Below are 18361 nucleotides of genomic sequence, written 5' to 3'. Positions count from 1 at the left end.
GGGCATCAGCCGTGCGCGACGACCGGCTCGGGAACCGCCACCGGGAAGAGCGCGCGGACGAGACCCCATCCCACGGCCGCACCGACGAGCTGTGCGGCGATGAACGGCAGTGCGGACGCCGGTGCGATGCCCGCGAACGTGTCGGTGAACATGCGGCCGATCGTGATGGCGGGGTTCGCGAAGCTCGTGGATGATGTGAAGAAGTAGGCCGCACCGATGTAGGCGCCGACAGCGGGTGCCGCAAGCTGGCCGCGGCCGGTGCGGACCAGGGCGAAGATCACGAGGATCAGACCCGCCGTCGCGACCGCCTCGGCGAGCAGGAAGTGCCATCCGGAACGGTCCGTGGTGCTCCAGCTGACCGCGGGCTCCGCGAACATCAGGTTCGCGAGAACGGCGCCGGCGATGCATCCGAATACCTGGCTGGGTAGATACTTCGCCGCCGTCGACCAGCTGCGGCGTTGCAGGAGGATGTCGACGACCGTCACGACGGGATTGAAGTGGGCGCCCGAGACGGAGGCGAACACCAGGATCAGCACCGCGAGCCCGAGGGCGGTCGCGAACGCGTTCTCGAAGAGCTGCAGTCCGACGTCGCCGGGTGACAGCCGCTGTGCGGCGATGCCTGACCCCACGACGACGGCGGCGAGCCCCGCGCTGCCGAGGAACTCGCCCACGGTGGCGCGCGCGGCGCGGCTCACGAGGCGACGAGGAGCTGGGAGATACGGTCGAGGGCGCCCGGAACGAGCTTGAAGTACGCCCAGGTGCCGCGCTTGCTGCGTGTCAGGAAGCCGGCGGTGGTGAGGATCTTCAGGTGGTGCGACACCGTCGGCTGGGAGAGGCCGACCGGCTCGATCAGGTCGCAGACGCAGGCTTCCGAGTCTTCGGATGCGGCCACGATCGACAGGAGGCGCAGGCGTGCGGGGTCAGCCAGTGCTTTCATGGTCGTTGCCAGTTGCTCGGCTTCCGCCGCGGTCAGTGGTTCGCGCACCAGGGGTGCGCAGCAGGCGGCGGCGGTGACGTCGGTCACCTCGAGCATGGTGGTCATATATCGAGGGTAGTCGATATTGACAGATGTCGATAGATGGGCTCACAATCAGTATCGACGCTCATCGATATCCGTTGGAGGATGCTGTGACTCTGCTTGACCTGACACCTCGCGCGGCCGAAGCCGATCGGCTCTCGACGATCCCTGTCGCCATCATCGGCGCCGGCCCGATCGGGCTGGCAGCCGCCGCGAACCTCGTCGAACGCGGTATCGACTTCATCGTCTTCGAAGCGGGAGCGGAGGTCGCGGCCAGCGTACGCTCGTGGGGCCACACGCGTCTCTTCTCACCGTGGAAGCACCTCGTCGACCCGGCATCCCGTCGCCTGCTGGAGGAGCGCGGGTGGGAGCTGCCCGATCCCGAGCGCGCCCCGAATGGCGCGGAACTGGTGGAGAAGTACGTGGCGCCCCTGGCGGAGGTCGATGAGATCGCCTCGCGCGTGCGCCTCGGCGTCGAAGTGATCGGCGTCACGCGCGAGGGAATGGATCGCACGCGCACCCGGTCGCGCGCCGCCACCCCGTTCGCCGTGCGTATCCGCACCGCGTACGGCGAGGTCGAAGACGTTCCGGCCCGCGCCGTCATCGATGCCTCCGGCACCTATCTCTCACCCAACCCGCTGTCGTCGAGCGGGCTGGAGCTGCTCGGCATGGCCGAGATCGCCGATGCGGTGACGCCGGCCCTCCCCGATGTGCTCGGGCGCGACCGCGCGACGTTCGCCGGCCGCCACACGACGGTCGTCGGCGCCGGCCACTCCGCCGCGAACACCCTGCTCGCGCTCGCCGAACTCGCGCGGCAGGAGCCGGGCACGACCATCACGTGGCTGATCCGCAACGCCCAAGCCGTCCGCGTGTCCTCTTCTGCCGATGACGAGCTCGCCGACCGCGCCCGGCTGGGCAGCAGAGTCGACCGGGCGGTCGCCGACGGCCGGATCGCGGTGCTCGACGGCTTCGAGATCATCCGTGGCCGCCGCAGCGCGGCCGGCGTCGAGCTTGTGGGCCATCGTCGTGGCGAGGTCGTCGCCCACGCAACCGACGTGGTGGTCAATGCGACGGGGTTCCGTCCGAACCTCGACATGCTGCGTGAGATCCGCCTCGATCTCGACGAGATCGTCGAGGCGCCCCGGCGACTGGCGCCGCTGATCGATCCGAACGTCCACTCCTGCGGCACCGTCGAGCCGCATGGCTTTCGCGAGCTGACTCACCCCGAGCAGGGATTCTTCGTCGTCGGCATGAAGTCTTACGGCCGTGCGCCGACCTTCCTGCTGGCGACCGGCTACGAGCAGGTGCGCTCGGTGACCGCCTGGCTCGCGGGTGACACGGCATCCGCCTCGAACGTCGAGCTGGTCCTTCCGGCGACAGGCGTCTGCTCGACCGACGCCGGCAACGGGGGTGGATGCTGCTGATGATCGGCGTGCGCGAGATGGTTCCGGGGGATTGGCCGGCCATCGAGGCGATCTACGAACAGGGGATCGAGGACGGCGAGGCGACGTTCGAGACCGCAACGCCGACGTGGGAGGCGTTCGATGCGGGCAAGCTTCGCGGGTTGCGGTTCGTGGCCGTCGACGCGGACGGCGTCGTCGTGGGCTGGATCGCGGGGTCGGCGGTCTCGTCGCGTCCGGCCTATCGCGGTGTCGTGGAGCACTCCGTCTACATCGACCGCGGCGCGCGCGGCCAGGGCGTCGGCCGCATCCTGCTGGAAGCGTTCATCTCTGCAGCGGAGGCATCGGGGGTGTGGACGATCCAGTCGAGCATCTTCCCCGAGAACGGCGCCAGCCTGCGGCTTCACGAGGTCACCGGCTTCCGGGTCGTCGGACGACGTGAGCGGATCGCACGCTCCGGGGCCGGCCCCCACGCCGGTGCCTGGCGCGACACGCTGCTGATCGAGCGCCGGAGCGCTGTGGTCGAAACTGACTGAATCGTCTGCCACGGGCGGCAGATAGACTGCTGTCTATGGATCAGCCGGGGAGCCTTACGTCGCTGGGCGATCCTACGCGGGCCCGCATCCTTAGGCTGATTCGCGATTCCGCGGACGGAAAAGCTCTGGTGAGTCGTCTCGCGGAGGCGCTGGAGCTGCGGCAGCCGACCATCAGCCACCACATGAAGTCGCTGCACGGGGAGGGCATCGTCGTGCGCGAGCCCGACGGGCGTCGCGTCTGGTACTCGATCGCTCCGGAATTCGCGGGCCGCGTCGACGCCCTCCTCGGCGAGGATGCGCGACCGGCGCCTGACCCCGACCTCGAGCGCATCGCAACGGATCTCACTCTCAGATATCGTGGCGTCTTCGGTCCGGAGACCGTTCGCGCCAAGGTCGTGGAGAGCTACGAACTGCTCGCCGGCCGGTCGCGGTCGCCGATGCTGGCGAGTCGCACGGCTGCGTTCGCCGCCGCGCGCCTCGATGCGCTGAAGCGTTCTCAGGGGATCCCCGGTGCCGTTCCCTCCGTCCTGTTCGTCTGCGTGCAGAACGCGGGCCGATCGCAGATCGCGGCCGGGATCCTTCGTCAGCTCGCGGGTGATCGCGTGCTGGTCAGGACTGCAGGATCCGAGCCGGCAGGAGATGTGCGCAACGCCATCGTGGGCACCCTCGACGAGATCGGCGTCCCGCTCGGAGACGAGTTCCCCAAGCCGCTCACCGACGAAGCGGTGCGCGGCGCCGATGTCGTCGTCACAATGGGCTGCGGCGACGCCTGCCCGATCTACCCCGGCCGGCGCTACGTCGACTGGCAGCTGGAGGATCCCGTCGGCAAGTCGCCCGAACAGATCCGCGTCATCAGGGACGACATCGACCGCCGCGTACGCGCGCTTCTCACCGAACTCGTCGCCGAGAGTTCATCTGCGGCCCTCGTCGAATAGATAGACACTGGTCTATGCTTCTTGCGAGAGAGAAAGCGAGAACACCGTGACCGAGAAGCCCACCGTCCTGTTCGTCTGCGTGCACAACGCGGGTCGCTCCCAGATGGCCGCCGGCTATCTCCGTGCCCTCGGCGGCGACGACGTCGAGGTGCTGTCTGCAGGATCCGCGCCCAAGGATGCCATCAACCCGGTCGCCGTCGAGGCGATGGCGGAGGAGGGGATCGACATCGCCGGCAACACCCCCCAGGTGCTCACCGTCGACGCAGTGAGGGAGTCCGATGTCGTGATCACGATGGGCTGCGGTGACGCCTGCCCGATCTTCCCCGGCAAGCGCTACGAGGACTGGGAACTGGACGACCCGGCAGGTCAGGGGATCGAGGCCGTGCGTCCGATCCGCGACGAGATCCGCGGTCGTGTGGAGGCGCTGCTCGCCGAGATCCTGCCAGCACGCGGTGCCGCATGACCGGCGCACCCGGTCAGAGCGCGCTGCTGTCGCCTGATGCCGTCCTCCACCGCGCGGCCGAGCGTCTGACCCAGCAGTTCACGGGCATGGTCGGCGAGGAGACTGTCGAGCGCGTCGTCTTCGAGTCGTACACCGCTCTGGCGCGCACCGCGGCCGTCAGGACCCACCTGCCGAGCCTCGCTGAGAAGTTCGCACGCGATCGGTTGACCGCACTCGCCCAGTCCAAGGGGCTCATCGCGAAGCCGGTCCCCGAAGTGCTGTTCGTCTGCGTGCAGAACTCGGGCCGGTCGCAGATGGCCGCCGCGCTGACCCGTCATCTCGCCGGGGATCGGGTCCACGTCAGATCGGCGGGGTCGCAGCCGGGGGAGCGCATCCTGCCCGAGGTGGCACTCGCGCTCGCCGAGGTGGATCTCGATGTCACCGACGAGTTCCCGAAGCCACTGACGGATGATGTGGTGCGGGCGGCTGACGCGGTGATCACGATGGGCTGCGGAGACGCGTGTCCGCTCTACCCGGGCAAGCGGTACCTGGACTGGCAGCTGGAGGACCCCGCCGGCCTCGATCTGCAGGGGGTGCGGCGCGTACGCGACGAGATCCGAGATCGCGTCGAGCGCCTCCTCGCCGAGCTCCTCCCGGACTGATTCGCAGGAGGAAGGCTCGACGGCCACGGCCACGGCCACGGCCGACGCTGGTCGCGTCCCGCCGTCCGACGGAACACCAGCCCCTGACCGTCACCGCTCCAACGAGCATCCTTGGGGAGGGCGACCAAGCGCACCGCGCACCGAGGGACCTTGGGCCCGACCCGACCGCGGATTCCCGTGTGCAATGGGCGAAGACGAAAGGAGACCTCATGGGACGCACAGCGACAGGCAGCGCGCTCCTGCGGACATCCGAATGCTGGGATCTTCTCGAGACCGCGGCGGTCGGCCGTCTTGCGGTCACCGGGAGCGACGGCATGCCCGACATCTTCCCGGTCAACTTCGTGCCGTTCGAGGGCGCGGTCTACATCCGTACGGCGCCCGACGTGAAGGTCGTCTCGATCACCGCACACCCCTTCGCAGCCTTCGAGGTCGATGGCGAGAGCGACGAAGGCTGGTGGAGTGTCGTGGTGAGAGGAGCGGCCGCTCTGATGCGGGACGAAGTCGAGATCGAACGCAGCGGTGTCGGACGGCTGATGACGCAGAGCCCCCGGCACAAGCAGCATGTTCTCAAGGTCACTGCGACGACGGTCAGTGGGCGCCGATTCGCGCATCGCGAGGCGATCGCGCCGACCGCCCCCCGGCCCGTTGCTCGAGTTGCGGACGAGGAGCCGGAACCGCCGGAGCCGCCGCGGAGTGACCGTCCCGATCTGATCCCCTCGCATCCTCCGCGGACGTGAGCAGCGCCGGTGGGCCGATCCGCGAACGCCTGGCTCTCCCGCGGTCGCACCACGACCGGAGGATGAGCGGGACTTTGGACCCGCGTTCGCCGTCGGGTCGACGGCACGCTGGCACTATGTCCGAGCCTCAGAGTTCTTCTCGCCCATCCGCCGACCGCCGGCCGTTTCCGTGGTCCGAGCCAGGAATCCTGGTAGGGGTCGACGGCTCGGCGGCGGCACTCACCGCACTGCGCTACGCCGTCGACATCGCGCCGAAGCTCGGCCATCCCGTGCACGCACTTGTCGTGTGGGACTATCCCACGCTCGAATGGAGCGACGGGGTCGGCTGGTATTACCCGGGCACGTATGCCAGCCTCGAGGGCGCCGCCGAGGAGATCGCGTCGGACGCGGCGAGCAGTGTCTTCCCATCGGACACTCCAGACTGGTTCAGCAGCAGTACCATGAACGGACGCGCGGCCCGAGAGCTGGTCGATGCCTCGAAAGACGCGGCGATGCTGGTCGTCGGCACCCGCGGGCACGGTGAGTTGACGGGCCTTCTTCTCGGGTCGGTGAGCGCCGCCTGCGCGGCTCACGCCCATTGCCCTGTTCTCATCGTGCGGAACGATTAGTCGACAGGAACCTTCTCGAGGTGCTCCGGCACCCTGGCCGGCCAGCCGAGCTCGCGAGTGATGCGGGCGCGCAACGTATCGGCGGAAGCGGGCTCACCGTGCGTCACATAGACCGAGGTCGGAGCCGATGGCGCCGACTTCATCCATTCGATCAGGTCATCGGCGTCGGCGTGGGCCGACATCGAGTCGAGGTTGACCACTTCGGCGCGGATGGGAACGTCTCGCCCGAAGATCCGCAGTGTGCGCGCACCGCCCAGCAGGGCTGATCCGCGGGTTCCACCGGCCTGGTAGCCGGTGAGGACCACAGCGTTGCGAGGATCGCTCCCGTAGGCGGCGAGATGATGAAGCACGCGGCCGCCGGAGAGCATCCCACTGGCGGAGATGATCACCATCGGACCGCCGCGCAGATTCAGCAGCTTGGAGTCGTCGACCGTCGTGACGAGCTTCGGCAACCGATACATCCGATCCAGCTCATCGGCCTTCAGCTTGTGCTCGGTCGGATGCTGACGGTAGACGTCGACGACACCGACCGCCATCGGGCTGTTGACGAAGACAGGCACATCGGGGATCTCATGGCGATCGCGAAGTCTCGTCAGATGCAGGAGCACGGTCTCCGTCCGTCCGACGGCGAATGCGGCGATCACGACCACGCCTCCGCGGCCGGTGACTCGGCGCACGACATCCCCCAGACGCCTCTCCGGGTCTTCAGGATCGTGGCGTCGATCGCCGTAGGTCGATTCTGTGACGAGGACATCGGTTGCTTCCAGCGGTGCGGGAGGCAGCATCAGCGGATCGTCGGGACGCCCGAGGTCGCCTGTGAAGTGGACAGCGCGACCGGCCACGCGCAGCCGCACCTGCGCCGCACCGAGGATGTGACCGGCGGGGACGAGTTCCAGCTCGACATCATCGGCGAGCCGCACCGTCTCGCGAAAGGCGATCGGGCGGAACCGCTCGATCGCTGCCAGCGCATCGGGCAGCCGGTACAGGGGCTCGGGGTGCGCATGCTTCGACCATCGACCCTTTGCCGCATATCGCGCCTCTTCCTCGAGGAGGTGAGCGCTGTCGGGAAGCATGATGCGACACAGCTCCGTCGTGGCCGCCGTCGCATAGATGTGACCATGGAAGCCGTCGCGTACGAGCGCCGGAAGGTATCCGGAATGATCCAGGTGTGCGTGCGACACCACCACGGCATCGATGGCGTGCGGGGCGACGGGAAACGACGCGCGATTGCGGTCGCGGATCACCTTGTATCCCTGGAAGAGACCGCAGTCGACGAGGATGCGGCGGTCGCCGATCCTCGCGAGATAGCGAGAGCCGGTGACGGTGTCCGCGGCCCCGAGGAACTGCAGTGTAGCCGGCGACTTCGGAGTGTCGGTCATGGGAATCCTTCTGCGGTCCAGCGGGGGGAGTCGGAGCAGCAACGCTTCCTCGACGCGGCTCAGGCCCCCAGTAGATCCAGCGCGTGATAGGTCGCGTACGCGGGCCACACCATCGCCTGCAGTATGCCGAGCACGACGCCCCAGAACGAACCGTCGGAACGTGAGACGAAGTAGACGGCAGCCCCTATGAAGGCGAGCAGAAAGAACACCGCCGACGGCCCCGTCTGTTGCACGACCTGAGTGCTACGGCGGCTCTCGGTCATTGTTGCCCCTCCTCGATGGGATCAGATCCCGCACGAACCTCGCGGCTCGTCGCCGGTGCTCGCCGCCATGGCCGTTGACGATGCACTTCGAGCAGCTGGGCGCCCAGTCCGAAGAACACCATCGCGAGCCAGACCACGATGTTCAGCCACGGGATCTGCAGTGCGACGATGAGGATCACACCACCCACGAGCGACATGACCACCGGATGCTGCCTGTCGCGGAACACGAGGCGCCCGAGGTAGTACGCGCTGTAGACGAAGGTCGAAAGAACCATCACGGTCCACACCAGCGCGCCGGCCAGCGCCAGCGGGGCCCCGATGATCGTGAAGGTCAAGAACAGCAGCGCGACGGGCACGGCGATGGCCGAGACGAACCCCACGAGCAGGGCCTTCCATGGCGATGGCCGCAGGTGGTCGGTGACGCGATGCAGCCAGCGTGGGAAGAGCAGACCGGCGAACAGTGTGATGAGGCTGAGCGCGACGAGCGCGTAGAACACTCCGAGGAACCAGCCGACGAACACCGCCCAGGGTGAGACTTCGACCCGGGGTGCTTGCGGAGGTTCGACGCGTTTCACGGTCCCGTCCACCGCGCCCTCTGCGATGTCCGCGTCATCGCCACTCACGTAGGTCAGGCTTCCGTCGACCGATCCGTCGATGACGAGACGGCCGACGCTGACCACGACGTCGCCGCCGACCTCACCGGCGATGCCGATGCTTCCCGCAGCGGCGACCACGTCGGCGCCGAACGATCCGGTGTCGCCCAGCGTGAAGTTCGCGGCGAAGACCGTCCCGCTTCGAGAGACCTCGCCGGTGATCGAGACATCCTGGCCGGCCAGGCGCACATCTCCCTCCACCGTGCCGGTGATCGTGATGGTCTGCGCTGCGGCGATCACGTCGCCGGTCACATCGCCGCTGACGGTGACTGTCTGGCCCGAGGCGTACACGTCGCCGTCGATCGCGCCGGAGACATCGATCACCAAGCCGGAGTAAAACTGAGGGCCTTCGCGATCGTCCTCGGTCGCTGCCGCGACAGCGTCGGAATGCGGGGAGGGATTGCCAGTGACGGCCGCGCCGCCGGTGCCGAGCATGAGGACGCCGGCCGCGAGGACCACGGTGAGAAATCGGCGTACGTACGGTCGGCCGATCATCGGGATGCCTCTATCGAATCGACCCACGGCTGCATGAACATGACTCCACGGTGCGTGGTCGGCGGGGCGGCCCGGTAGTGCCGAAGGTCCCGCGCCTCGTCTGGTCAGCTCAGCAGGCGCACTCGTACCGCCGGCCGTGCAGGCCACCGGCCGCGTGGCTCTGCCCGCTATCCGGCAGGGTCGTTGGTCCCACCGAGCGGGGGCCGCGCCGCGTACGGTGGGGCCATGGCAGGGTCTGGCCGCCACCGTGAACGCTCCTGCGGCATCCGACATCCCGACGAGCTTGCGGATGTCGACACCTGGGTGGTCGCGTTCGAGGAGTACGAGCCGGCGCAGGAGGGGCGGCGCGAGTCGCTCTGCACGCTCGCCAACGGCTACTGGGGCACGCGGGGGGCATCGGAGGAGTCGGTCGCGGACGACGTGCACTACCCCGGCACCTACTTCGCCGGTGTCTACGACGAGGTCGACGGGATCGTCGATGGCGTGGAGATGCCCGGCGAAGAGGTGGTGAATGCGCCGAATTGGCTGCGTCTGCAGTTCCGTCTCGCGGACGACGGCTGGTTCGACATCGACTCCTTCGCGGATGCGGATCTGCTCGAGTTCCGTCAGGAGCTCGACGTTCGCCACGGCATCCTGACCCGGAACATCACCGTGCGCGACCGCGAGGGCAGGGTGACGACGATACGCAGCGATCGGTTCGTCTCACAGGCGACGCCGCGGCTCGCCGCGATGCGGGTCTCCATCCTTCCCGTGGACTGGTCCGGTCCCGTGACGGTGCGCGCGGGCGTCGACGGCCGGGTCGCAAACACCAATGTGCCCGACCATTCGCCGCGAACGCATCGGCACCTGCGCCCGACGCTCCTGCGCGAACAGACGCCCGATACGGTGCTGCTCGAGGTGGAGACCGCGCGTTCCCACATCCGCATCGCCACCGCGGCCCGCACGACGGTGCGACTCGGCGATACCGAGTTGCGTCCTGCGCGCCGGTTCGACGCCGACCCCGACGGATCGGTCGCGCACGAGTTCACCGCGGTGGTCGCTGCGGGCGTTCCCCTGGTGATCGAGAAGGTGGTGCATGTCAGCACGTCCCGCGATCGCGCGGTGCTCACGCCGGCCAAGTCCGCCGCGGACGGAGTCGCGATCGCCGCAAGCTTCGACGAACTGCTGATCGCTCACGCGCAGGCGTGGGAACGCCTCTGGCTCGAGTTCGCCGTCGAGATGCAACCCGCCGGAGAGATCGCGCTGGCGTTGCACTTCAATGCCTTCCATGTGATGCAGACCCTCAGTGCCGTCGACACGGACCTCGATGCCGGCGTCCCGGCCCGCGGCCTGCACGGCGAGGCGTACGACGGTCACGTGTTCTGGGACGAACTGTTCGTCTACCCGTTCATCACGCTGCGACGGCCTCAGCTCACCGCGGCCCTGCTCGCGTACCGTCACCGGCGCCTCGGGGAAGCGCAGCGGGCGGCTCTCTTGGCGGGTCACGTCGGCGCCATGTTTCCCTGGCAGAGCGGAATGGCCGGCGACGACGTGACGCCGCGGCGACTGTTCAACCCGTTGAACCGGCGATGGATACCGGACAACTCCTCGCTGCAGCGGCACGTGGGCCTGGCGATCGCGTTCAGCGCGTGGCAGTTCTACGAATCCACCGGCGACATCCAGTTTCTTCTTCATGACGGCGGGGACCTGATCGTCGGGGTCGCCCGGTTCTTCGCGTCACTCGCGGTCTACGATCCCGCACGGGATCGGTACTCCATCGACCATGTGATGGGACCCGACGAGTTCCACGACGGCTACATCGACCGTCCGGGCCAGGGCGTGCGCGACAACGTCTACACGAATGTGATGACGGCATGGGTGCTGCGACGAGCCATTGCGACGGTGGACCTGCTGCGGCGGCATCCGGGAGGGCTCGCATGGAGGCGGCTCGACATCCTGCCTGGTGAGCCGGACGAATGGCACCGGATCGCCTGCAGACTCACCGTGGTGTTCAACGACGATGGGACGCTCTCGCAGTTCGACGGCTACCAGGAACTCGAATCCATCGACCTGGAGGTCTACCGAAGAGCGCAGCCCTGGATCGGCAGGCTCGACCTGATCCTCGACGCCGATCAGGACACGACCAACCGGTATCAGGTGTCGAAGCAGCCCGACGCGCTCATGCTGTTGTATCTCCTCTCTGCGGAGGAACTGAGGGACCTGCTCGCCGACATGGGCTACGACCTCCCGCCCGATGCGATCGTGCGCACTGTGGACCGATACTCGGCCACTTCGACCTACGGCTCCACGCTGTCCAACGTCGTGCACTCGTGGCTCGAGGCGCGACGCGACCGCGCGCGCTCATGGACGTTTCTCGAACGGGCGCTCCACAGCGATCTGGACGACATCCAGCACGGCACCACACGCGAAGGCGTGCACATCGGCGCGATGGCGGGGTCCGTCGACATCGTCACGCGCTGCTACATCGGACTCGAGATGCGCAGCGATCGTCTCTGGTTCCATCCCCTGCTGCCCGTCGAGATCGATGCGGTGAGATTTCATCTCACGTACCGGGATCTGGCGCTCAGCGTGACCGTCACGCAGGCCGAGCTGCACATCGTCTCCGTGGAGGGGCGCGCGGCACCCGTCCGAATCGTCGTCGAGGGGACGGAGTTCGAGATCGGCCCCGGCGAGGAAAGGACATTCCCCCTTCTCCGCGCGGACGCCGGACCGTCAGCCGCTCGAGATCGAAGGGACCTTCGTCCCTGATCTCGTGGCCCCGGCGACGAACATCGGGGTATGGTCACCCGAGCACGGCTTGCCGCGGTGGACGAGGCGAACTTCACGTTGGACCACGCCGGGCAGGTCAACGTGTTCCTGGTCGCCGGACTTGTGCGCCCCGGAGGGTTCGTAAGGCCCAACGGGCTGCCCGACATGCCGATGTTGCGCCGAGGGCTGAGTGAGCGCATCGAGACGCTTCCGCAGCTTTGCCGCGTCGCTGTGCCGGTGGGTCGTCGGCATGCCTGGGCGGAACTCGCGCCCGACCTCGAACACCACGTTCGCGCGATTCCGGCTGTGCGCGGGGTCGGCGGACTCGAGCAGGTCTGCGCCGGCCTGATGTGTGTGCCGCTGCCGCTGGACCGGCCGCTGTGGGAACTCCTCGTCGTGCCGGGGGCGACGACGGACGGGCTCGGAATCGTGTTGCGCATCCATCACGCGATCGCGGACGGGATGTCGGCGGTCGCCATCGCCCGGACGCTCTTCCAGGAGATGCGCAGCGCGCGCCCGCGCCCGTGCCGTCTGCGACCCGCCCGGCGGCGCCGGGCCCCAGTCTCGCGCAGAGGTCGCGGCGGATCGCCGTGGGGCTTCAGCGGACTCTCGTGACCGTCATCAATCACGGCGTCGGGCAGACCGCGCTCCTCGGTCCGCGCAGCGCCCTTCACGGCGTCAGGTTCCTTGATGTCAGCCTCGGTTCGCTGACCTCACATGTGCGTCCGCTCGGCGGCACCGTGAACGATGCTCTCCTCGACGCTGTAGCGGCGGGCTACCGGGCCGTGCTGACTGCACTGAGCGAACCGATTCCGAAGTCGCTCCCGGTCTCGGTCCCGGTTGCGCTGACGAGACACGAAGGTTCCGCGAATCAGGTGGGGGTGATGCTCGTGCGCCTGCCGCTCGACGAGACCGACGCCGACCATCGCCTGCGGCTCATCGCCGAGCAGACGCGTCGCGAGAAGCCCCGGGCCAGGGCGCAGGGCACGCTCGAGCTCATGCGGGGCCCGGTCGGCGCGCGCGTCATGGACGTCGTCGGCCGGCGACAGCGCCTCGTGGCGGGATTCGTCACCAACGTCCCCGGTCCCAGCGGAACCCTGCGCCTCTGCGGGGCTCCGGTCGCGGCGATCTGGCCGGTTGCAGTGCTGGCCGCGAACGTCAGATCAGGTGTCGCTGCGTTGTCGTACGAGGGCCGGCTGTGGTGCGGGATCCACGTCGACGCAGCGAGCATCCCTGGCTCCGCCTTCGCTGACGGGATGGCGCAGGAACTCCTCCGGCTGACCACGTAGGTGGCCGCAGGCGGCCGATCATCGCCCCCCATTGAAGATGCGGACGATCACACGCCACAAGCGTGCGCGGAACGGTGCCTCGGCCGCTAGCCGCGCCACCAGGGCATCATCGGCCAGACTTGCTCAGGCACGTACATGAACACGCGAGAGATCGCGGCAGTGAGAATCCAGAGACCGAACCCGGCCGCCGTGATGATCCACGCGATCATCTTGTGCTGTTCGAAGTCGGGCAGCAGACGCCCATCCTTGTCGCGCTGCACGCCGGCCAGCGTGAGGATGAGATCGATGAGCCACCAGATGCCGAGGCCCCCGAGCGTCAGGAGCTTCAGAACCCCGGTGCCCACCTTGCCGAGATAGAAACGATCGACGCCGAGGAAGCCCAGCAGCCACGAGAACATCCATGTCGCAATGAACGATCGGTCGGACGCCATCGCTGTCTGAGGGGCGAGTGCTTCTCCGGCAGTTGCGGCCGGGGGTGAGGTGGTGGACATGTTGCCTCCTTGTTCGTCTCACTCTCCCGCGGTCGCGCCGAACGTCTTCGGGTCGAAGGTCCCGCGCTCTGCGGCCGCACATGGCACCGAAGCGGCCCCGCCCCGTACCTGTCGATCCGACTTCATCGGCGCGTAGGGTCGGATCCATGAGCGGGGACCAGCAGGACACTCCCGAGCGGACCCACATCGGTCGGTATCGCCAGATCGGCTCTGCGCTGCGTCGTCACGGCCTCGGGGTCCTGTGGGGCCTTCTTGGACTCGATCGGACCTTCCGGGGTGCGCGGGGCGGCGCCGGGAGCGCGCTGAGGGAGCTCACCGCGGAGGCGCCCATTCACCTCCGGGCCGCGCTCGAAGAGCTGGGCCCGACTTTCATCAAGCTCGGACAGCTCCTCTCCACGAGATCGGATCTGCTTCCGCCCGCCTTCGTCACCGAACTCGCAAAGCTGCAGGATGCCGCACCGCCTGTACCGGTGGATCTGATCCGCGAGGTGATCAGCAGTGAGCTGGGCGCCCCGCCTGAGCAGGTCTTCGCGTCATTCGAGGACCAGCCACTGGCATCCGCGTCGATCGGCCAAGCGCATGCGGCGACCCTTGCGGACGGAACGCCAGTGGTCGTGAAGGTCCGTAGACCAGACGCGGTCTCGCTCGTGCAGACCGATCTGGAGATACTGCAGAACCTCGCGTCCCGGGCCACCCGAACATGGCAGTTCGCTCGCGACGTCGATGTCGTCGCGATCGTCGACGAATTCGTCGCGACCATCCGTGCGGAGCTCGACTACCTCGAGGAGGGCCGGAACGCCGAGCGATTCGCTCGCGACTTCAAGGAGGACCCCTCCGTCATCATCCCGCGCGTCTACTGGGAGCACACCACATCGCGAGTCCTCACTCTCGAGCGGATGGAGGGGATGAATATCGCCGATGTCGGCGCCCTCGATGACGCCCACGTCGACCGCAACCTCGTCGCCCGGCGGGGCGCGGACATCGTCCTGAAGATGATCTTCGAGGATCGGTTCTTTCACGCGGACCTGCATCCCGGGAACCTCTTCATCCATCCTGACGGCGCGATCGCGCTCATCGACTTCGGCATGGTCGGCGTGATCGGCGAGGAGCTGCGAGGACACCTGAGCCGCCTCTTCATCGCGATGGTCCGCGGTGACGCCGAGCTCCTCGCATCAGCCCTGATCGACGTCTCGGTGACCGGGGCGTCCGTCGACCGGTTGACGCTGCGCGATGATCTGCGTCCGTTCGTCGCCCGGTACCAGCTGCGCTCTGTCCGGCAGACCCCGTTCGCCCCGATGATGGCGGACCTGTTCACCCTTCTCCGCACCAACCGCGTTCGGCTGCCCCGCGAGATGATGCTGCTCTTCAAGGCGCTGCTGCTCATCGAAGCGCTCGCCATGCGGCTCGACCCCGACTTCCGCCTCGGCGAAGCGCTCGGGCCCTACGCCGAACGCCTGGCCTGGGAGCGGCTGCGAGCCTCCGCCATCGCCAAGCGCCTCGCGAGGGCTTCGATCGACGTCGGCGAACTCGCACTCGACTTCCCGAGCATCCTCCGCCGGCTCGTGGATGCCGCAGACACCACCGGTATCCAGGTGCACCTGCGAGCGGCCGAACTCGAGCCGCTTGTCGGGCGGGCGGAGAGAATCGGGAACCGGCTCGTCGCCGGCATGATCGGCGCCGCCCTGATCAGCGGCATCGGCGGGCTGGTGTCGTCCGACCGGCGATGGGGCTCCTGGCGCGGCACGATGGTCGGTGCCGGGCTGGGGGCGATCGGGGCACTCGGTGCCTACCTCTCCTGGACAGCCAGGCATCGGCGCTTTCACTGACCTGGCGTCCCGGGTGCCGCGGCGACGCCGGCGGGGACCTCGCTGACAGGCCCGCGCAAGGCGCGCAGTGCGTACAGGATGGTCGCCAGGTCGACGAGTTCTTGGATGAGCGCCCCCGCCACGGCGGGGATGACACCGGTCATCGCGACGATCATGAGGCCGATGCTCAGCCCGATTCCGATCCAGATCGAGGTGAGCGCGACCCGCAGCGTGTGCCGGGCGATCGAGATGGCGTCGACGACCTTCGCGACCGAGTCGACGAGGATCACCACGTCTGCGGCATCCCCCGCCGCGGTCGCGCCTTTCGCGCCCATGGCTATGCCGATGTCGGCGGCTGCCAGCACCGGCGCGTCGTTCACTCCATCGCCCACCATCATCACCGGACCGGGGCTCAGCTCCGCCGCCAGACGCACCTTCTCGCCCGGAAGCAGTTCCGCGTGGATCTCGTCGATGCCGACCGCCTCCCCGATCGACTGGGCTGTGGTGTGGGCGTCCCCGGTGAGAATCGTGATCCGCTCCACCCCGTTGCTTCGCAGCCATGAGATGACCGCCCGTGACTCGGGTCGGGGTTCGTCGGCGAGCACGATCGCCCCCGCGTACCGCCCGTCCACCGCGACGTAGGCCGCAGCCTGCCCTGGGGCCAGCACGGTCCGGTGCGTGTCCGGGGCGATCGATGAGACATAGGCGGGCTTGCCGACGACGATGGTCCGTCCGTGCATGCGGGCGGTCACACCGTTCGTGGCGACTTCGCTCGCGTCCTCGGCCGCGACGAGGTCGAGCCCCCGCTCGGCGGCGGATTGGCGGATGCCGTCGGCGAGCACGTGAGTCGAATACTGCTCGGCAGATGCTGACAACCGCAGAAGTTCGTCAGCGGTGAAGCCATCAACGGCGCGCACCGCTACCAGCGTCGGCTTCCCCCGTGTGAGGGTGCCGGTCTTGTCGAAGGCCGCCGACCGCACCCTGGCCAGTTGCTCGATCACCGCGCCGCCCTTCATGATCACACCGGCTTTTGCCGAGCGTGACAGACCGCCGAGGAACGCCACGGGCGCCGCGATGAGCAGAGGGCACGGTGTCGCCAGCACGAGCACCTCGGCGAACCGGGTCGGATCGCCCGAGAGCGCCCACGCTGTCGCGGCCAGCACGAGCGAGACGGCGGTGAAGGGGATCGCGAACCGGTCGGCGAGCCGCACCACCGGGGCGCGGGACTCCTGGGCGCTGCGCACGAGTGCGACAATCTGCTGATACTGGCTGTCGGCACTGCCACGCGCGGCGCGGATGCGGACGATCCGGGTGCCGTTGATGGCGCCGGAGAGGACCTCGTCGCCGGCCGTCTTGCTGACCGGCAGGCTCTCGCCGGTCAGTGAGGACTCATCGAAGGCGCCGTCTTCGGAGAGCAGCACCCCGTCCACGGGGACGATCTCCGCCGGCCGCACGAGCAGGATGTCGCCGACGGCGACGTCGTCGACGGCGACGTCCACCACTTCGCCCTGCCGTGGGCTCGCATCGGCGGCGCGTTCGACGATGTGTGCGATCCGTGGCGAGCGATCCAGCAGCGCCGTCAGGTCGCGCTTGGCTCGCCGCTGCGCGAAGTCCTCCAGCGCCTCGCCCCCCGAGAGCATCAGGACGATGATGAGCGATGCGATGTACTCGTCGACCGCCAAGGTCGCGACCATCGCCACCACCGCCAGGATGTCGAGCCCGACGTGGCCCTTCAGAACGTCGCGGACCATGCCGACGAGCGTCCAGATGACCACCGCGCCGACCCAGGCCACCGCGGTCCAGCGGGCGAGCTGGGCTTCGCCTGCCGCTTCGAGCGCGAGGACGCTTCCCAGCACGATGATTGTCACCGTGATGACCGGATACGTCCACATCGATCGAAGGAACCGCATACGGGTCAGCCTCCCAGACCGCGGAGGCGGTATTCGAGCCGGCCGTGGGACTCGGCTCGCCGCGGGCGGATCATGCTCACCGGTCAGGACTCAACGCAGTGATCCGGGCCGGCTGACCGACCGTTCGGCGTCATCGACCGACGCCGGGTCCTCGCGGGGCGCCCGAGATGTGGCGAACCACAGGATCGCCGCCGGCAGGACCGGTGCGACCAGCGCGTAGAGAAGACCCGCGCTTCCGAAGACCAGTGCCTGGTAGCTGAGGATGGCAACGGCTCCGAAGGCGTAGGAGATCAGTGCCGCGGCAGCCCGCCCACGCGACCCGTTCGCGGACGCGAAGAACGCGATGACACCGTTGGCGACGAACGGTGCGACGAACACCCCTTGCACCGCCGGCGACAGGTTCTCTGCCGACCCCACGGCGGCACCCGATGCGAGAGCGAAGATCACCGAGACGACCGCATAGCCGATGAACGACAGGCATGTCACGACCAGGGCACGGATGACCCGATCGAAGACGGGAGGCAGGGCCGCCATGACCCCGTCGGGGTGCCGCGCGATCAGACCGGTGAGGGCGCTGAACAGCAACGTCTGCACCAGCATCTCCGGCATGCCGATGAGGTGATACCACCACGGCAGCTGGCTGTACACCGCCCCCTCCAGCGAGCCCGGTGCCGCTGCGGGTGTGGACAGGATTCCGACCCCGATGAAGAGCAGCCACAGCCACAGCCACCCGAGTCGTGCCACCAGGACCGAGCGGAACGGCAGGAGCACCGCTGCGATGATGAGTCCGCGCACCACCTGAAGGAGAGGGCCGACGATCACCGCGACCGAACCGAACGGGCGCATGAAGTCACGGATGATCGGCTGGGCGAACAGCTCCTCGTAGTTGAAGACCGTCGCCGCGACCAGCCCGACAGCGAAGTAGGTGACGACGTGCGCGAGCGTGACACGCACGAGGAAGCCGGCGACAGGTCGCGACGTGAGCATGTC

General features: G+C 68.2%; 19 protein-coding genes. 11 read left to right on the top strand and 8 right to left on the bottom strand.

The window, feature by feature from the left end:
- Positions 1-5: 5 nt before the first annotated feature.
- Together MRBLWS13_RS07130 and MRBLWS13_RS07125 are read right to left on the bottom strand one after the other, a co-directional pair.
- Entirely contained in the window at positions 6-695 is a 690-nt protein-coding gene (locus MRBLWS13_RS07130; RefSeq protein WP_349428324.1) for an MIP/aquaporin family protein, read from the bottom strand.
- Positions 692-1042 carry a metalloregulator ArsR/SmtB family transcription factor gene (locus MRBLWS13_RS07125; protein WP_349428323.1) on the bottom strand — a complete coding sequence of 117 codons (351 nt, stop codon included), beginning with the start codon at positions 1040-1042 and terminating at the stop codon, positions 692-694. Before MRBLWS13_RS07125 ends, MRBLWS13_RS07130 begins: the two co-directional genes overlap by 4 nt.
- Before the next feature lie 86 nt (positions 1043-1128).
- Between MRBLWS13_RS07125 and MRBLWS13_RS07120 the strand changes: the two genes are divergently transcribed.
- From MRBLWS13_RS07120 to MRBLWS13_RS07090, 7 genes are all read left to right on the top strand, one after another.
- Positions 1129-2442, top strand: coding sequence for an NAD(P)-binding domain-containing protein (locus tag MRBLWS13_RS07120; RefSeq protein WP_349428322.1), 1314 nt, complete (start codon positions 1129-1131; stop codon positions 2440-2442).
- Entirely contained in the window at positions 2433-2954 is a 522-nt protein-coding gene (locus MRBLWS13_RS07115; protein WP_349428320.1) for an N-acetyltransferase family protein, read from the top strand. Before MRBLWS13_RS07120 ends, MRBLWS13_RS07115 begins: the two co-directional genes overlap by 10 nt.
- 35 nt (positions 2955-2989) lie before the next feature.
- Positions 2990-3889, top strand: a complete 900-nt coding sequence (locus tag MRBLWS13_RS07110; protein ID WP_349428319.1) for a metalloregulator ArsR/SmtB family transcription factor — start codon at positions 2990-2992, stop codon at positions 3887-3889.
- 46 nt (positions 3890-3935) lie between these two features.
- Positions 3936-4352 carry an arsenate reductase ArsC gene (locus MRBLWS13_RS07105; protein ID WP_349428318.1) on the top strand — a complete coding sequence of 139 codons (417 nt, stop codon included), beginning with the start codon at positions 3936-3938 and terminating at the stop codon, positions 4350-4352.
- Complete coding sequence (locus MRBLWS13_RS07100) at positions 4349-4993, top strand: arsenate reductase ArsC (protein ID WP_349428317.1); 645 nt, start codon at positions 4349-4351, stop codon at positions 4991-4993. Before MRBLWS13_RS07105 ends, MRBLWS13_RS07100 begins: the two co-directional genes overlap by 4 nt.
- 209 nt (positions 4994-5202) lie before the next feature.
- Complete coding sequence (locus tag MRBLWS13_RS07095; protein WP_349428316.1) at positions 5203-5730, top strand: pyridoxamine 5'-phosphate oxidase family protein; 528 nt, start codon at positions 5203-5205, stop codon at positions 5728-5730.
- A gap of 116 nt (positions 5731-5846) precedes the next feature.
- On the top strand, positions 5847-6338 hold the full coding sequence (locus MRBLWS13_RS07090; protein ID WP_349428315.1) for a universal stress protein: 492 nt from the start codon (positions 5847-5849) through the stop codon (positions 6336-6338).
- Here MRBLWS13_RS07090 and MRBLWS13_RS07085 read toward each other — a convergent pair.
- Genes MRBLWS13_RS07085 through MRBLWS13_RS07075 form a run of 3 tightly spaced genes read right to left on the bottom strand, consistent with a single transcriptional unit; the run spans position 6335 to position 9128 of the window.
- Complete coding sequence (locus tag MRBLWS13_RS07085) at positions 6335-7717, bottom strand: MBL fold metallo-hydrolase (protein ID WP_349428314.1); 1383 nt, start codon at positions 7715-7717, stop codon at positions 6335-6337. The two genes, MRBLWS13_RS07090 and MRBLWS13_RS07085, sit on opposite strands and share 4 nt — an antisense overlap.
- A gap of 59 nt (positions 7718-7776) precedes the next feature.
- Complete coding sequence (locus MRBLWS13_RS07080) at positions 7777-7980, bottom strand: hypothetical protein (protein ID WP_349428313.1); 204 nt, start codon at positions 7978-7980, stop codon at positions 7777-7779.
- A complete protein-coding gene (locus MRBLWS13_RS07075; protein WP_349428312.1) occupies positions 7977-9128 on the bottom strand; it encodes a polymer-forming cytoskeletal protein in 1152 nt (383 codons plus the stop codon). The genes MRBLWS13_RS07080 and MRBLWS13_RS07075 overlap by 4 nt, the downstream gene beginning before the upstream one ends.
- A gap of 225 nt (positions 9129-9353) precedes the next feature.
- On the opposite strand from MRBLWS13_RS07075, the gene MRBLWS13_RS07070 reads away from it, so the two are divergent.
- From MRBLWS13_RS07070 to MRBLWS13_RS07060, 3 genes are read left to right on the top strand one after another with little or no spacing between them, the layout of a single operon-like run.
- Complete coding sequence (locus tag MRBLWS13_RS07070; protein ID WP_349428311.1) at positions 9354-11876, top strand: glycosyl hydrolase family 65 protein; 2523 nt, start codon at positions 9354-9356, stop codon at positions 11874-11876.
- Positions 11877-11933: 57 nt separating this feature from the next.
- Positions 11934-12491, top strand: coding sequence for a wax ester/triacylglycerol synthase domain-containing protein (locus MRBLWS13_RS07065; protein ID WP_349428310.1), 558 nt, complete (start codon positions 11934-11936; stop codon positions 12489-12491).
- Complete coding sequence (locus tag MRBLWS13_RS07060; protein WP_349428309.1) at positions 12488-13165, top strand: WS/DGAT domain-containing protein; 678 nt, start codon at positions 12488-12490, stop codon at positions 13163-13165. Before MRBLWS13_RS07065 ends, MRBLWS13_RS07060 begins: the two co-directional genes overlap by 4 nt.
- 86 nt (positions 13166-13251) lie before the next feature.
- On the opposite strand, the gene MRBLWS13_RS07055 is transcribed toward MRBLWS13_RS07060, so the two are convergent.
- Complete coding sequence (locus MRBLWS13_RS07055) at positions 13252-13656, bottom strand: TM2 domain-containing protein (RefSeq protein WP_349428308.1); 405 nt, start codon at positions 13654-13656, stop codon at positions 13252-13254.
- A 146-nt stretch (positions 13657-13802) separates the two neighbouring features.
- Between MRBLWS13_RS07055 and MRBLWS13_RS07050 the strand changes: the two genes are divergently transcribed.
- The gene (locus tag MRBLWS13_RS07050) at positions 13803-15482 is read left to right on the top strand and encodes an AarF/ABC1/UbiB kinase family protein (RefSeq protein WP_349428307.1); all 1680 of its coding nucleotides are present in this window, start codon (positions 13803-13805) and stop codon (positions 15480-15482) included.
- On the opposite strand, the gene MRBLWS13_RS07045 is transcribed toward MRBLWS13_RS07050, so the two are convergent.
- Together MRBLWS13_RS07045 and MRBLWS13_RS07040 are read right to left on the bottom strand one after the other, a co-directional pair.
- Positions 15476-17371, bottom strand: coding sequence for a heavy metal translocating P-type ATPase (locus tag MRBLWS13_RS07045; RefSeq protein WP_349428306.1), 1896 nt, complete (start codon positions 17369-17371; stop codon positions 15476-15478). The two genes, MRBLWS13_RS07050 and MRBLWS13_RS07045, sit on opposite strands and share 7 nt — an antisense overlap.
- Positions 17372-17461: 90 nt before the next feature.
- The gene (locus tag MRBLWS13_RS07040; RefSeq protein WP_349428305.1) at positions 17462-18358 is read right to left on the bottom strand and encodes a hypothetical protein; all 897 of its coding nucleotides are present in this window, start codon (positions 18356-18358) and stop codon (positions 17462-17464) included.
- Between the last annotated feature and the right edge of the window lie 3 nt (positions 18359-18361).

The sequence above is a fragment of the Microbacterium sp. LWS13-1.2 genome (assembly GCF_040144835.1).
Taxonomy (GTDB): Bacteria; Actinomycetota; Actinomycetes; order Actinomycetales; family Microbacteriaceae; genus Microbacterium.
This window is presented reverse-complemented; position numbering and strand designations above follow the sequence as displayed.

Coding starts and splice junctions, on each gene's coding strand:
- MRBLWS13_RS07125 (WP_349428323.1), bottom strand. CDS start 1,042: ATGACCACCATGCTCGAGGTGACCGACGTCACCGCCGCCGCCTGCTGC.
- MRBLWS13_RS07115 (WP_349428320.1), top strand. CDS start 2,433: ATGCTGCTGATGATCGGCGTGCGCGAGATGGTTCCGGGGGATTGGCCG.
- MRBLWS13_RS07110 (WP_349428319.1), top strand. CDS start 2,990: ATGGATCAGCCGGGGAGCCTTACGTCGCTGGGCGATCCTACGCGGGCC.
- MRBLWS13_RS07100 (WP_349428317.1), top strand. CDS start 4,349: ATGACCGGCGCACCCGGTCAGAGCGCGCTGCTGTCGCCTGATGCCGTC.
- MRBLWS13_RS07095 (WP_349428316.1), top strand. CDS start 5,203: ATGGGACGCACAGCGACAGGCAGCGCGCTCCTGCGGACATCCGAATGC.
- MRBLWS13_RS07090 (WP_349428315.1), top strand. CDS start 5,847: ATGTCCGAGCCTCAGAGTTCTTCTCGCCCATCCGCCGACCGCCGGCCG.
- MRBLWS13_RS07085 (WP_349428314.1), bottom strand. CDS start 7,717: ATGACCGACACTCCGAAGTCGCCGGCTACACTGCAGTTCCTCGGGGCC.
- MRBLWS13_RS07080 (WP_349428313.1), bottom strand. CDS start 7,980: ATGACCGAGAGCCGCCGTAGCACTCAGGTCGTGCAACAGACGGGGCCG.
- MRBLWS13_RS07075 (WP_349428312.1), bottom strand. CDS start 9,128: ATGATCGGCCGACCGTACGTACGCCGATTTCTCACCGTGGTCCTCGCG.
- MRBLWS13_RS07070 (WP_349428311.1), top strand. CDS start 9,354: ATGGCAGGGTCTGGCCGCCACCGTGAACGCTCCTGCGGCATCCGACAT.
- MRBLWS13_RS07055 (WP_349428308.1), bottom strand. CDS start 13,656: ATGTCCACCACCTCACCCCCGGCCGCAACTGCCGGAGAAGCACTCGCC.
- MRBLWS13_RS07050 (WP_349428307.1), top strand. CDS start 13,803: ATGAGCGGGGACCAGCAGGACACTCCCGAGCGGACCCACATCGGTCGG.
- MRBLWS13_RS07045 (WP_349428306.1), bottom strand. CDS start 17,371: ATGCGGTTCCTTCGATCGATGTGGACGTATCCGGTCATCACGGTGACA.
- MRBLWS13_RS07040 (WP_349428305.1), bottom strand. CDS start 18,358: ATGCTCACGTCGCGACCTGTCGCCGGCTTCCTCGTGCGTGTCACGCTC.